We start from the raw sequence: 13549 nt of genomic DNA on the forward strand, positions 1-13549 counted from the left end.
CGCACCCGGCCTCAAGAGAGCACGGCCGGCCTGAGCACCGTCTCGCACCACTGGCGGAAACCCGTGGGCGCGGTGTCGGGTGTGCTGGGTTCGGTGGGCCCGTAGAAGCCCTGCTCGTCCATGGCCGCCGCCATGTCCGCCAGGCCTTGGGCCATGGCCTCGCTCGCTCCGAAGCGCAGGGCCCCGGCCCGGTAGTCCTCGGGGGTGATCCGCCGCACCCGCACCGCACGGCCCAGCACATCGGAGACGACCCGTGCCATGCCCTCGGGGGTGAGGTCGTCGGGCCCGACCACCGGGACGTCCGCCCGGCCGGTCCAGGAGCCGTCGAGCAGCAGCCGGGCGGCCGTCGCCGCGATGTCGCCGGTGGCACAGGTGCGCAGGACCCGGTCCACGGTCAGGGGCATGGAGGACTCGCCCGAGGAACGCAGGGCCTCCGCCTGGCCGAGCAGGTTCTCCATCAGGAACGGCGGACACACCGCCCGGTAGTGCACGCCGGTGGCCGCGATCCGGTCGTCCATGGCCAGCGAGGCGGACACCTGCCCGGCGTTCTTCGCGACGCCGCGCCCCACGGTGGACACGGCGACGACCCGTTCGACGCCCTGCCGGCCGATCACCTCGCACAACGGCAGGGAGAAGTCACGGAAGTGGCCCTCGACGCTGCCGGCACCGGGCGCGGGCGGCACCAGCCAGAACACGCGGTCGGCACCGGCGCACGCCGCGCCGAGGACGTCGGGGTCGGCGTGCGAGCCCTGGAACACCTCGGCCCGCTCGCGCACCCCGGGGGTGAGGCGGCCGGGGTCGCGGGCGATCACGCGGACCGGGGTCCTCCCGTCGGTGGCGTCGAGGACGTGGTCGAGGACCTGCCGGCCGATCCGGCCGGTGGGGGTGGTGATGACGATCACGAAAGCTCCGGTTCACAAGGGATGCGAGGATCGCGCCGGCGGGAGAGCCCGTCCCGGACGGGTGCCGGGCGCGCACGTTCATCCTGTGCCCGGGGCCACCGGAACTGAAGGACCGATCGGCTCCCGGTCATTACCCTGAAGGCAATACCGACGGAAGGGCGGAACGTGGACTCCCGTTCCCTGCAGTACTTCGTCGCGGTCGCCGAGGAACTGAACTTCGCCCGCGCCGCCGAACGACTCGGCATCTCCCCGCCGCCCCTGTCCCGGGCCATCCGCCGGCTGGAGGCCGAGCTGGGCGTCACCCTGTTCGAGCGGACCACCCACCGCGTCACGCGGACCCCGGCCGGGGACGTGCTGCTCGATGAGGCCCGGATCGCGCTGGACGCCCTGCAGGCCGCCGGACGGCGGGCCCAGCGCGCGGCACAGCGGCCGAAGCTGATCCTGGCCGTGAAGGCGGACGGGGACGCCGGCCTGCTGGAGCCGATCCTGGAGCGTTACGCGTCCGAGCCCGGGTCCGTGCCCGTCACCGTCCGGCTGTGCGGCTGGCAGGAACAGCCGCGGCTGCTGCGCTCCGGTGAGGCGGACGCGGCCCTGGTCCACGCGCCCTTCGACCGCACCGGCCTCGACACCGAGACCCTGGCCGTCGAACCACGCCTCGCCGTCCTCGCCTCGTCCCACCCGCTCGCCGCCCGCGACCGTCTGGAACTCGCCGACCTCGGCCTCGGCCCGGACACCCTGGACCGGCACATCGACGAGACCCGCCGGGGCCTGCAGGACCTGGCCCAACTGCTCGCGGTCATCGGGCTCGGGGAGGCCGTCACCCTGCTCCCCGCCTCACTCGCCGCCCGCTATCCGCGGCCGGGCGTCGCCTACCGGCCGGTCTTGGACGCACCGCCCGTCGTCCTCGACCTCGCCTGGCCGCAGCGGTCCCGTTCGACGGCGACCGCGGCACTGGTGCGCGCGGCGACGGCGGTGGCCGACGCCGCCCGCACCGAGGCTGCTTCCTCCGCCGTTCCCACCTGATCGTTCTCCGTGCGTGAGGGACACGCCCCTCAGGAGCGCGGAACCGGCACCCGTACGGCTCCGCCGCGTGGGCGCGGCCGGCCGCCACCGGCCCGCGGCCACCGCACGACCCGCGCTCCCCGAGCCGCCGGGCGGCTAGCCCGTCGCGTCGACGAGGGCCAGCTCGTGGAGACGGTCCGGCGGCCCCGGCCGGGCGTAGTACCAGCCCTGCGCCGTGTCACAGCCGAGGATGCGCAACTGCTCGGCCTGCGCCCCCGTCTCCACGCCCTCCACCGTGACCGCGAGGTCGAGGCTGTGGGCCAGGGAGACGATCCCCTCGACGATCTTCAGGTCGACGGGGTCGGCCGGGAACCGCTGCATGCTCTGGGTGAAGGAACGGTCCAGCTTCAGGACGCTCACCGGGAGCCGGCGCAGGTTGGCCAGGTTGGAGTAGCCGGTGCCGAAGTCGTCCAGCGCGATGTCGACGCCCATCTCCGCCAGCCGGCGCAGCGGCTTCAGCAGGTCGTCGTCCGCGCCGATCAGCGCCGATTCGGTCACCTCCAGGCACAGCGCGTCCGGCGTCATCCCCGACCGCTCCAGGATCTCCACCGTGTCCTGGACCAGCCCGGGATGCGTGAGCTGGCAGGGCGACAGGTTCACGTTGATGCGCAGCGGGCCGAGCGCCTCACCCCCGTGCCGGTCCCGCCACTCACGGGCCTGGCGCACCGACTGCTCCAGCACCCAGCGGCCCAGCGGAACGATCAGCCCCGTGTGCTCGGCGAGCGGGATGAACCGGTCCGGGGACAGTACCCCGTGCTGCGGGTGCAGCCAGCGCACCAGCGCCTCCGCACCCCGCACACTGCCGTCACCGAGGTGCACCAGCGGCTGGTACTCGATGAAGAACTCGCCCCGGTCCAGGGCCGTCGGCAGCGCCGTGGTGAGCCCGTGCCGGGTGATGGCGCGGGCGTCCGCCTCCGGGTCGGCGAGTTCGAACCGGTTGCCGCCCGCCGACTTGGCCCGGTACATGGTGATGTCGGCGCTGCGCAGCACCTCCGCCGCGCTGCGTTCCCCGGCCGGTCCCTCGACGACGCCGATGCTGCCGCGCACGGTCAGCTCCCGGCCGTCCACGCTGATCGGGGCGAGCAGCGCGTTCATGATGCGGGCGGCGAGCTCGTCGACGGTGCGCTCGGTGTCGGGGCCGGTGGTCAGCGCCACGAACTCGTCGCCGCCGAGCCGGGCCACCATCTCGCCGGACGCGGTGGCGCAGGCCTGCAGCCGGTCGGCGACCTCGACGAGCAGCCGGTCGCCGGCCGCGTGCCCGAGGCTGTCGTTGACGGTCTTGAAGCCGTCCAGGTCGAGGTAGCACAGCCCGAACCGCTGGCCCTCGCCGGCGCCGAGCGCCTTCTCCAGCCGCTCGAAGAAGAACGCCCGGTTGGGCAGCCCGGTCAGCGCGTCGTGGGTGGCCTCGTACCGCAGCCGGAGGTTGAGCAGCCGCCGCTCGGTGGTGTCCTCCATGAGGGCGAGCTGGTACTGCGGGTCGCCGTCGGCGTCCCGCAGCAGGGACACCGTCAGATTGGTCCACAGGACCGTTCCGTCCGGGCGGTAGAACGCCTTTTCGAGGTGGTAGTGCTCGCGTTCACCGCTCACCAGCTCGTCGTAGAGCCGCCAGGTCTGCGGGGCGTCGTCGGGGTGGACCCACTCCTTGACCTTGCGGCTGCGCAGCGCCTGCTCGGACAGGCCGAACATGCGCCGCAGCGCGCCGTTGACCTGGAGGATGTTGCCCTCCAGGTCGGCGATGCCGATCCCTATGGCCGCGCCCTCGAACACCGCCCGGAACCGGGCCTCGGTGGCGTGCAGCGCCTGCGCCACCACGCCCTGGGCCTCCAGCGCGGCCCGCGCGACGGCCTCCTGCTCGGCCAGCGTCCGCTCGCGCAGCGCCTGCGCGAACCCGGCGGCCATGGCGTGCTGGAGCCTCGCGGAGCGCGCCAGCAGGCCCTCCCGGTCGCCGTCCCCGCCGCAGTACAGGACGAGATAGGCGTCCACGCAGTCCAGGGTCCGGCTGAGCGCCTCCGGGTCGGTGCAGTGCGCCTCCACCAGCGCGGCACCGGCCGCCCGGCCCGCGTCCGCGTCGAACGACCGGGCCCGCAGCGCCTCGCTCAGCAGCCGGGCCAGCGGCAGCAGCCGCTCCTCGAACTCCGGGCGGGTCGACGACGTCGAGGTCACCGGGAAGACCGCCCGGCTCCAGATCGTCGCGAACCGGCGCAGTCTGTCCTCCGGCCCGTCCGGCTCCGCGCTCACGCCGTACGCCCCACGCCCGCGAAACCGGAGAACGCGTAGGGATCCTCGTCCTCCGGTGCGGTGTCCGGCCGCCACTGCGGCATCGGCACCAGTCCGGGTTCCACCATGTCGTACCCCTCGAAGAACCGCGCGATCTCGTCGCGCGTGCGCATGATCAGCGGGTTGCGAATGTCCTGGTACACGTCCACCGCCCCCTCGGCCCGCTCCGCCGGCAGCGGGATTCCCTCGTACGAGGCGTGGGTGAGCACGAGCATGCTGCCGGGCGCGAGGGCCTGGCGCAGTTCGGCCACCGCCGCGTACGGGTCGTCCGCGTCTTCCACGAAGTGCAGTATGGCAACGAGAAGGAGCGCCACTGGCCGATTCAGGTCGATCAACCGCAGCACTTCGGGGCTGTCGAGGATCTCCCGCGGCTTGCGGAGGTCCGCGGCGACGACGCCCGCGCCGTCGTCGCCCGCCAGAACGGCCTGGCTGTGCGCCACGGCCACCGGGTCGTGGTCGACGTACATCACGCGGGCGTCCGGTACGGCCGCCCGCGCCACCTCGTGGACGTTGCCGAACGTCGGGACGCCGGAACCGATGTCCAGGAACTGGGTGATGCCCTCACCGGCCGCGAAACGCACCGCCCGCCGCATGAAGGCACGGTTCGCCTGCATGATCTTGGGCAGGCCCGGCATGAACTCCATGGCCCTGCGGGCCGCTTCCCGGTCGACCTCGAAGTTGTGCGAACCGCCCAGGTAGTAGTCGTACATCCGGGAGACGCTGGGCACCGAGATGTCGATGCTCCGCGGGGCCCAGGCGGGACGCTCCATGTAGCTCTCCAAGGCGTAGGCGATCCGGTGTTCGACCAGAGGCTACTGATCGCCCGCCAAAGGAGCGACCCCAAACGGAAATTGACCATCCGTTCCCGGTCACTGCCAGTGGCACGTGCCTGTTCGACGCCCCCACGAGAGCGTGACGACGGGTACCCGCGGCGTTCCGGAGAGTTCCGGCACACCGGGAAGTACGCGGAGAAGAAGGAGAAGGATTCCGGTCATTCCACGGGTGCCGGTGCGTCACGGCACGACGGTCCGCCCCTCCGCGGGCTGCGAAGGGGCGGACACGGGGCCGGCGGCGTCCGGAGCGGACGACACCCTTGGGGGAGGTTGCTACTTCTCCGACGCGCCGACCGGCTTTCCGTCGGGCCGTACGGCGTACCAGGTACCGCCGACGCCCTGACCGTTGGTGTCACCGGGAGCCTTGTCACCGGCGAAGGTGTAGATGGGCCAGCAGTTGATCGTCTGCTGGTCGGCGCCGTCCGGGCGGGTGAAGGTCATGTACCCCTTCTTCTGGATGCCCTTGGTGTCCTCGAAGTCGACCGGCGACACCACCGGCCACTTCTCCAGGCAGGCGCCGGTGCAGGCCGACACGGGTTTCGGCCAGGCCTCGTCCTTCATGAAGCGGTAGACGGTCATGCCGTTCTTGTCGACGACGATCTCGCCCAGCTTCGGGTCCTCGCGCGTGGACAGACCGGGCAGGTCGGCCGCCTGCGCCTTCTTGCCCTCGGGGGTCAGCGCGAACCACTTGCCGCCCACGCCCTGGCCCTTGACGTCGCCGGCGTTGACGTCCTTGACGTAGCGGTAGACCGGCCAGCCGGCGACGGTGAGCTGCTTGGTGCCGTCGGCCCGGTCGACCGATCCGAGCAGCGCCTCGTCGATGCCCTCGCCGGCCGTGGCGTCGTCGGCGGGCACCGGCGGCCAGGTCTTGGCGCAGTCGTCCTCGCAGTTGGAGGCGGGCGGCTCGGCGGTGTCCTGGTCGAAGCGGTACAGGGTCAGACCGAGGCTGTCGGTCACCACCTTGCCCAGTTCGGCGTCGGTGGAGACGTTCAGCTCGCCCGCCGTGCCGGAGGGGCTCGCCGACGCCTGGGCACCGCCGCCCGCCTGGCCGGCGCCGATGGCGCCGACGTCCCCGGCCCCGGCCGTGGCACCCACGTTCTGGCTGGTGGCGGGCGGCGCGGTGTCCTGACCGCACGCCGCGGTCAGGGCCAGCACCGCCGCGGCGCTCGCCACCAGTGAGGCGGTCCGCCAGGAGGTCTTCATCGTCAACTCCACATCATCGCAAGGGTCGTGCAGCGCCCTGCTGTGCCGCCGCTCGACGATGGGTACGCATGGAGGCACGGGTCGTGTTCAACGGTGGCCCGGATTTCTTTTGTTAACTCCTTCGGGGCAATCACCGGGATCCCGGGCGCGGCCCGGCGGTTCACGATTCATGATCTTCGTCGTGCAAGCACTCGTACCGACCCAATCCCGCGCCACCGCACGCGCGTTGGCCGTGACGACGCTGATCTGGGCGCTCGTCGGCGCACCCGGCACGGCCGCGGCCGACGCCTGCGCGTACGCCTCGACGGGGCCGGGCGGCACGGAGGCGGTGGCGGTCGCGGGACACGTCACCTGGACGGACCCCCCGTTCTGCTCACCACCGCCGCCGCCCCCCACACCCACACCTACGCCCACACCCACTCCTACGCCCACGCCCTCTCCGAAGCCGCCGCCCCCGCCGACCACCCCGCCGCCAAAACCCCGCCCGACCCCGAAACCCGCGCCGCCGCCCCCGCCGGCCGCCCGTCCGGCACCGCCCGCCGCCCGTCCGACGCCGGCTCCCACCCCGCCGCCGCACCCGCTCCGCCCGCCGCCCCCACCGCCGCCGTCCCCGACACCGACGCCGTCGGCCACGCCGAAGCCGCGTCCGTCCGTGACGCCCGTGCACTACCCGCGATACCGCGCGGCCCCGGTCCGGCGGCCCTCCGGCGGTGCCACGTCACCGCTCACCTTCGTCCTGCTCATCACGGTTCCCGCGGTGGTCGCGATCGCCGCGCTGCGTCCGCGCTGAGGCCGGACCGGCCCGACCCCTTTCTGGAGGCACCTCTTGTCGGAATGGCTTGTTCTCACCCTCGCGATGCTCGCCGCCTGTGTCGTCGTGGTGGTCATCACCCTCGTACGGCACCGCAGGGCGGCCGACGACGAGGACCCCAGCGAGACCCCGGACGTCATCGAGTACATGACGATGTGGATCGGCGTGGTGTACGCCATCGTCCTGGGTCTCGCCATCGCCGGCGTCTGGGAGGGACGCGGCGCCGCCCAGGAGCACGTACGGGCGGAGGCGGTGGCCCTGCACGAGATCTCGGAACGGGTACGGGTCTACCCCGCCGAGGTGCGTGACCGCATCCGGGACGATGTCAACGCCTATGTCGGACACGTCGTCACCACCGAGTGGCGGGCCATGGCCGACGACGGACAGGTCACCGGGCGCGGCACCGAACTCCTCGACCGGGTCCGCCGGGACGTCACCGACTACGAGCCGCGGACGGACTTCGAGGCGCAGGCCTACCAGCCCCTCGTGGACCAGGTGGCCGCCGCCGACCAGGCGCGCAGCGCGCGGGCCGAGTCGACCGGGGAGACCATGCCGGGCGTGGTGTGGTTCGGGCTGATCACCGGGGCCGCCGTCACCATCGGGATGATCTTCGCGCTGCAGATCCGGCGCACCACCCGGGAGATGGTCCTCGCCGGGCTGTTCTCGGCGCTGATCGCCTTCCTGCTCTTCCTCATCTGGGACTTCGACGCGCCCTTCGGCCGGGGCCTCGCCGCGTCGGCGGACCCGTTCCTGCGGCTCTTCCCGCACATCGAGGGCTGAGACCGCCCGCGGGAGAGCGGAGCGCCGCCCCGGATCCCGCGGGATCCGGGGCGAGCGGCGTGCGAACCCGTGCGGAGCGGTGGCCCGGGGCGGACAGCGGCTCAGATCCGCTTCTCGGCGCGGCGGCGCATCCAGAAGACACCGCTGCCGGCGACCGCTGCGGCCACCAGGGCCCCGCCGATGGCCATGTCGGTCGGGGTCGCCCCGCTGATGCTGCTGCCGCCGATACCGCCGCGGACACCGCCGATGACGGTGAAGGCGGCCGGCCGGGTCAGGCTCCGGCCGGAGCAGTGCACCGTGACGTCGTAGGAACCGGGACGGGCGTCGGCGTCGACGGTGGCGGTGCCCTTCGAGGTGTCGTTGGCACCGCCGATGGGCGTCAGATCCGTACGGGGGAAGGCGTTGGAGGTCGCCGTGCCGCCGTTGGGGCAGCCGTCGACCGTGATGGTCAACTGGCCGCCGCGGGGAACGACGCTGGGCAGGACGACGATGTTGGACGGGTTGGGAACCCGGCCGGAGTCCGCGACCGCCGCCGGGGCGGCGAGTCCGAGGACGGCGACCGCGGCGCCGGCGGCCGCCAGGGCACGTGAATTGCGCATGTGATCCTCCGCGGAAGACGCCCCGGGTCCCGTTCCCGGTCGATCGGCGAGAAAGCGTCTCCCGGATAGACCCTCAGTTGCCCTGCGTACGCCCGCATTTCGGGAATGGTCCGTACCGGTGAGGCGAACCCGTGCGGAAAACCGCGGGAGGGGGTATCACCGCAGGTCACGGACCGTCAGAAAATCTTCGTCCGGTACCGCCTCGGATGGCGCACCCGGTGGTGCCGGGGCCACCCGTTCGCCGCCGCCCCGTCGCCGGTCGCGCACACGGCATTTAGCGTTTTCCCCATGCGCGAGTGGTACGGCGACGGCCGTGTCGAGAGGGGAAGGCGAATGTCTGCTTTCGAGCCGGACGAAGCCGAATGGGAGGCACGGCGGAAAAAGCGCGCCCCGTGGGGCGTGATAGCGCTGGTTCTGCTCACCGGCCTCGCGCTCATCCGGAACGGTTCGGGGGAATTCGACGTGGGACCGCCGCAGCCGGCCGGCGCGGCCGCCGCCGACAGCCGGGTGCCCGGCACCGTCACGTTCGACGCGGTGCCGCCGCTGCCGTACGCGGTCCCGGACCGGGTCGTGATCCCGGGCATCCAGGTGGACGCGCCCGTCATTCCGGTGGGCCTGGACGCGGAGGGCTGGGTGGACGCGCCGCCGCCCCAGGACCCCAATCTGGCGGGCTGGTTCACCGGCGCCGTCTCACCGGGCGAGAAGGGCACGGCGGTCGTCGTCGGCCATGTCGACAACGCCCAGGGGCCGGCCGTGTTCTACGGGCTCGGGGCGCTGAAGAAGGGGAACCGCGTCGAGATCACCCGCCAGGACGGGAAGACCGCCGTGTTCGAGATCTACGGCATCGAGGTCTTCGCGAAGAACGACTTCCCCGGCGACCGGGTCTACGCCTCCAAGGGGACGGCGGAACTGCGGGTCATCACCTGTGGCGGCGGTTTCTCCCCGCAGAACGGCTACGACGGGAACGTGGTCGTCTTCGCCCGCCTGGCCGAGGTCCGCTGAGCGGTCCCGCGTCCGGGCGGGCGGGGCCGCTCAGACGTACTGCCGGCGGGGCACGGTGACGTGGTAGCCGGAGTCCAGCAGCTCGGGCAGGTAGGCGCGCAGGGCCCGTACGCTCTGCGAGCGGTCGCCCCCGGCGTCGTGCGAGAGCACCACGACACCGGGGGCGGCGCCGTCCTCCACCCGCTCGACGATGGTGCGGGTGCCGGGCTCGGTCCAGTCGAGGGTGTCGACCGTCCAGGCCAGCGGTTCCATGCCCAGTTCGGCGCCGAGCTGGAAGGCGGCGCGGTTCCAGGCGCCGTAGGGTGCGCGGAACCACTCGGGGCGCTCGCCGTATGCCCGCTCGACGACGTCGCTGGTGCGCTCCATCTCGGAGCGGATCCGGGCGCGCCGCAGCCGGGTGAGCAGGGGGTGGGACCAGGTGTGGTTGCCGACCACGTGCCCCTCGTCGGCCATCCGGGCCAGCAGGTCCCGGTTGTGGGCCGCCATCTCCCCGCACACGAAGAACATCGCCCGCACCTCGTACCGGGCCAGGGTGTCGAGGATGTGCGGGGTGTAGCGGGGGTCGGGGCCGTCGTCGAAGCTCAGCACCATGGTGCGGCCGTGTCCGGGCACGTCCAGCAGCGGTTCGCGCCGTACGGGCGTCCTGCCGCGCGGGGTGTGCGGGGGTCCGTAGCCGGTCAGGGGCCGCAGGCGGTACTCGGAGGGCCTGAGCGGGCGGCGGGCCGCCCGGGCGCCGGCGGCCGGCGGTGGCGGCGCGGGGGCGGCACGGTTCCCGGCGCCCGGCACGAACGCCGCGGCCACACCGGCGGCGCCCAGGGAGACGGCGCCGGCGAGCAGCGCCCGGCGCCGGGTGAGCAAGTGATCCTTCTGCATGACTCATCAGTCGCCCCGCGGAGGGCCGACGCACCTCGGCGACACCGGTGCGGCGGCACGATTTCACCCGGTCGGCGCAGTGCGGGGCGACGGACACCGGAGGGTGCGTGAAGGCCCGTGCACCGGGCTCCGATAGCCTCGCCGTCGTGACGGAACAGCGGTCCCAAGGGTTCGAACGGGGCACGGACGGCCCGAAGGTGATCGTGGCCGGCGTGGACGGCTCCGACTCCTCGCTGCGCGCGGCGGCGTACGCCTCCGGCCTGGCACGCCGCCAGGGGGCGCTGCTCGCCCTCGTGTACGTGCAGCCGGTGCTGGCCGCGGGAGCGGCGCTCGGCGCGCCGGTGGCCGGCACGACCGAGGAGGTGGCCGAGGACCTGGTGGCGCAGGTCCGGGAGGCCATGGAGCGGGTCAAGGGCGCTTTCGACGTCCGCTGGGAGTTCCACACCTTCCGCGGCGACCCCTACAACGGACTGGTGAAGGCGGCCGACGACCTGAAGGCGGACGCGGTGGTCGTGGGCGCCTCCGAGCAGGCCGGCCACCGGTTCGTCGGGTCGGTCGCGGTGCGGCTGGTGAAGGCCGGGCGGTGGCCGGTGACGGTGGTGCCGTAGTCCCGTACGGGCGGGCCCGGGTGCGGTTCGCCGTCAGCGGGTGCGGAGGGAGCCGAGGAAGTCCAGCAGGATTTCGTTCAGCTCCTCGGGCCGCTCCAGGTTGGGGTAGTGCGCGGTGCCGTCGACGATCACGGAGCGGCCGTCGCGGACGGTACGGGCGAACCGTTCCGCCTCGGCGATCAGGTCGGGGGCGTCGAGGGCGCCGTTGACGGTGAGGACCGGGACGTCGATCTTCGGGACGCGGGCCCAGGTGTCGGTCATGGGCACGTGGTGGTCCTCCTCGCCCGGGGTGTGCTTGGCGAGGGTGCCCAGGGCCATCCCGCGCAGCCGGCCCAGGATGTCCGGGTCGATGTCGGCGGCGGTGCGGTGCTCGCCGGGCACGTAGCGCAGGAACGCGGTGAGCCAGCCCTCCACGTCGCCCGCGCCCAGAGCCGCGGCCTGTTCGGCCAGCACCTGGCGGACCCAGGGGTCGGTGTACCGGAAGTCACTGGTGGCCGCGCCGCAGGCCACCACCGCGCGCACCAGCTCCGGGTACTCCAGCACCGTGTCGGTGGCGATGGCGCCGCCCATCGACACACCGACGAGCACGGCCGGCCCGGTGTCCAGGTGGCGCAGCAACGCGGCGAGGTCGTCGGCCCAGCGGAACGGCGCGGTGGCGTTTGCCGAGGCGCCGTGGCCGCGGACGTCCGGTGCGATCACCCGGTGCCCGGCGGCCAGGGCCGGGATCTGGGCGTCGAAGACCCGGTGGTCGGCGAAGCCGGAGTGCAGCAGGACCACCGGGTCGCCGGAGCCGGTGTCGAGATAGGCGAGGTCGCCGTCGGCGGAGGGGAAGAAGCGCAGGTCCGAAGCACCATTCATGACAACCAAGGTGTCATGTTGACGCGACTTTGGCAACCCAGGTGTCATGATGGCCGGATGAAGGACATCGACGCCCCCCTCCCCCCGGACGAGCTCGGCCGCCGCCTCACCGAGGTGTACGACCTGGTCGGCCCCCTCTACCGGCGCGCCCAGCGCAGCGTGGAGCAGGGGCTGGCCACCGACGGCCTGTCCGTGGGCGTACGTGCCGTGCTGACCCTGCTGCACCGCAACGGGCCGATGACCGTGCCGCAGATGGGCAGGGCACAGGCGATCAGCCGGCAGTTCGTGCAGCGCATGGTGAACGACGCAGCGGCGCAGGGCCTGGTGGAGGCCGTCCCGAACCCCGCCCACCGCCGGTCGTCGCTCATCCGCCCGACCGGGCGGGGCTCCGCGGTGATCTCCGCCGTCCTGGAGCGCGAGCACCTGCTCCTGCGGGAGGTCGGCGGCGGTCTCACGGACGCCGACGTGACGGCCTGTCTGCGGGTGCTGGGCGAACTGCTGACGGCGCTCGACCACGTCGACCTCGACTGACGGCCCTCACTCCCCCATCACGAGCCCGTCCCGCGCGGCGCCCCGGCTCAGCACCACGTTCCGGATCCGGTCGCGCACCGACCGCACCTCGGCGCCCCGGGCGAGCGCCCGGTTGAGGTTGACCACCCGGCCGGCGTCCACGTCGAAGAGCTGCGGGACGAACTCGGCCCGGGTCACCTCCCAGCGTCCGCCGGGGCGCTTCGGCGGGGCGAAGGTGAAGCGGCCCAGGGTGGACTGGTTGCCGCGCGGATCGTGGACGCCCTCGTGGTCGGTCATCTCGCCGGCGATCTGGTCGCCCATGCCGTAGATCACCCAGGTGCCGTTGACCTTCTCGTAGGCCTGCGGGACGTGGGCGTGGGTGCCGAGGATCAGGTCGATGTCGGGGCGGCCCCCGGTGGCCGAGGCGGTGAGCGAGCGGGCGAGGGTGGTCTGCCGCTCGTCGGGGGCCTCCTGCCATGCGGTGCCCCAGTGCAGGGAGACCACGACGACATCGGCTCCGGCCCTCCGGGCCGCCCGCGCGTCGTCGACGAGGCCGACGGCCCAGGGCCCGTCCGGCGGCAGCGGGAGGCCGTTGGTGTCGTGGGTGTAGGCGAGATGGGCGATCCGCGCCGGGCCCGCGCGCAGCACGGTCGCCGCGCGGGCCCCCCGCTCGGTGCGCGCCGGGCCGGCGTGGCGCACACCGGCCCGGTCGAGGGCGCCCAGGGTGCGGCGGATGCCCTCGGCACCGTCGTCCAGGGAGCGGTCGGAGGCGGTGGAACAGCCGTCGTAGCCGGTGGCGGCGAGGCCGCGGGCCACCTCGGGCGGGGACTTGAAGAGGGGGTGGCCGGTGTAGTCGCCGCCTGCGCCGTACACGGTCTCCATGGGGCACAGCGCCACATCGGCGGAGTCGACGACGGAGCGGATGCCGGAGAGCATCGGCCGGAAGTCGTACCCGGTGCCGCCCGCGTCGTAGCGGGCGCGTTCGATGATCGAGTCGTGGAGCAGCACGTCCCCCGAGGCGACCAGGGTGAAGCCACGGGGCCCTGGGGCGGAAGGGGCCGGACGCCCCGGTTCCGGCGGCCGGTGGTCACGGGCCTGGCAGGCGGCGCCCGCGGCGAGGACGACGGTCAGGACCAGGGCCACCTGCCGACTACGTGTGATCATCACTCCACCCCGCTCTAGTCGCATTTGTGGATAAACAGGTAAGAAGCCGCATCCCGCCCGTCGCCGT

The 13549-nt window shown here is 73.2% G+C and carries 14 protein-coding genes; 6 read left to right on the forward strand and 8 right to left on the reverse strand.

Going from position 1 to position 13549, the window contains the following annotated elements; all coding sequences use genetic code 11:
• Positions 1-11 precede the first annotated feature (11 nt).
• Positions 12-902, reverse strand: coding sequence for an NAD(P)H-binding protein (locus ACF1DX_RS15500; RefSeq protein ID WP_391791691.1), 891 nt, complete (start codon positions 900-902; stop codon positions 12-14).
• Positions 903-1067: 165 nt separating this feature from the next.
• On the opposite strand from ACF1DX_RS15500, the gene ACF1DX_RS15505 reads away from it, so the two are divergent.
• The gene (locus tag ACF1DX_RS15505; RefSeq protein ID WP_391791692.1) at positions 1068-1925 is read left to right on the forward strand and encodes a LysR family transcriptional regulator; all 858 of its coding nucleotides are present in this window, start codon (positions 1068-1070) and stop codon (positions 1923-1925) included.
• Positions 1926-2060: 135 nt separating this feature from the next.
• Here the strand turns inward: ACF1DX_RS15505 and ACF1DX_RS15510 are convergent, their stop codons facing one another.
• The 3 genes from ACF1DX_RS15510 to ACF1DX_RS15520 form a co-directional block, all read right to left on the reverse strand.
• Positions 2061-4202 (reverse strand): putative bifunctional diguanylate cyclase/phosphodiesterase, encoded by a 2142-nt coding sequence (locus ACF1DX_RS15510; RefSeq protein WP_391791693.1) that lies wholly within the window; start codon positions 4200-4202, stop codon positions 2061-2063.
• Positions 4199-5011: an SAM-dependent methyltransferase gene (locus ACF1DX_RS15515; RefSeq protein WP_391791694.1), complete on the reverse strand. Its 813-nt coding sequence runs from the start codon at positions 5009-5011 to the stop codon at positions 4199-4201. The genes ACF1DX_RS15510 and ACF1DX_RS15515 overlap by 4 nt, the downstream gene beginning before the upstream one ends.
• Before the next feature lie 336 nt (positions 5012-5347).
• Positions 5348-6277 (reverse strand): SCO0930 family lipoprotein, encoded by a 930-nt coding sequence (locus ACF1DX_RS15520; RefSeq protein ID WP_391792130.1) that lies wholly within the window; start codon positions 6275-6277, stop codon positions 5348-5350.
• A 661-nt stretch (positions 6278-6938) separates the two neighbouring features.
• On the opposite strand from ACF1DX_RS15520, the gene ACF1DX_RS15525 reads away from it, so the two are divergent.
• Together ACF1DX_RS15525 and ACF1DX_RS15530 are read left to right on the forward strand one after the other, a co-directional pair.
• On the forward strand, positions 6939-7067 hold the full coding sequence (locus ACF1DX_RS15525; protein WP_383348586.1) for a hypothetical protein: 129 nt from the start codon (positions 6939-6941) through the stop codon (positions 7065-7067).
• A gap of 36 nt (positions 7068-7103) precedes the next feature.
• Positions 7104-7868 (forward strand): hypothetical protein, encoded by a 765-nt coding sequence (locus tag ACF1DX_RS15530; RefSeq protein WP_391791695.1) that lies wholly within the window; start codon positions 7104-7106, stop codon positions 7866-7868.
• A 101-nt stretch (positions 7869-7969) separates the two neighbouring features.
• On the opposite strand, the gene ACF1DX_RS15535 is transcribed toward ACF1DX_RS15530, so the two are convergent.
• The gene (locus ACF1DX_RS15535; RefSeq protein ID WP_391791696.1) at positions 7970-8467 is read right to left on the reverse strand and encodes a hypothetical protein; all 498 of its coding nucleotides are present in this window, start codon (positions 8465-8467) and stop codon (positions 7970-7972) included.
• Between the two features lie 333 nt (positions 8468-8800).
• On the opposite strand from ACF1DX_RS15535, the gene ACF1DX_RS15540 reads away from it, so the two are divergent.
• Positions 8801-9469 (forward strand): class F sortase, encoded by a 669-nt coding sequence (locus tag ACF1DX_RS15540; RefSeq protein WP_391791697.1) that lies wholly within the window; start codon positions 8801-8803, stop codon positions 9467-9469.
• A 30-nt stretch (positions 9470-9499) separates the two neighbouring features.
• Here the strand turns inward: ACF1DX_RS15540 and ACF1DX_RS15545 are convergent, their stop codons facing one another.
• Positions 9500-10342 carry a polysaccharide deacetylase family protein gene (locus tag ACF1DX_RS15545; RefSeq protein WP_391791698.1) on the reverse strand — a complete coding sequence of 281 codons (843 nt, stop codon included), beginning with the start codon at positions 10340-10342 and terminating at the stop codon, positions 9500-9502.
• 146 nt (positions 10343-10488) lie between these two features.
• On the opposite strand from ACF1DX_RS15545, the gene ACF1DX_RS15550 reads away from it, so the two are divergent.
• On the forward strand, positions 10489-10950 hold the full coding sequence (locus ACF1DX_RS15550; RefSeq protein ID WP_391791699.1) for a universal stress protein: 462 nt from the start codon (positions 10489-10491) through the stop codon (positions 10948-10950).
• Positions 10951-10983: 33 nt separating this feature from the next.
• Here the strand turns inward: ACF1DX_RS15550 and ACF1DX_RS15555 are convergent, their stop codons facing one another.
• Positions 10984-11808, reverse strand: a complete 825-nt coding sequence (locus ACF1DX_RS15555; RefSeq protein ID WP_391791700.1) for an alpha/beta fold hydrolase — start codon at positions 11806-11808, stop codon at positions 10984-10986.
• A gap of 57 nt (positions 11809-11865) precedes the next feature.
• On the opposite strand from ACF1DX_RS15555, the gene ACF1DX_RS15560 reads away from it, so the two are divergent.
• On the forward strand, positions 11866-12339 hold the full coding sequence (locus ACF1DX_RS15560) for a MarR family winged helix-turn-helix transcriptional regulator (RefSeq protein ID WP_391791701.1): 474 nt from the start codon (positions 11866-11868) through the stop codon (positions 12337-12339).
• A gap of 6 nt (positions 12340-12345) precedes the next feature.
• Here ACF1DX_RS15560 and ACF1DX_RS15565 read toward each other — a convergent pair whose 3' ends face one another.
• Positions 12346-13482, reverse strand: a complete 1137-nt coding sequence (locus ACF1DX_RS15565; RefSeq protein ID WP_391791702.1) for a CapA family protein — start codon at positions 13480-13482, stop codon at positions 12346-12348.
• Positions 13483-13549: the final 67 nt, after the last annotated feature.

Origin of the sequence: Streptomyces sp. NPDC014676, assembly GCF_043084105.1 — a bacterium.
Taxonomy (GTDB): domain Bacteria; phylum Actinomycetota; class Actinomycetes; order Streptomycetales; family Streptomycetaceae; genus Streptomyces.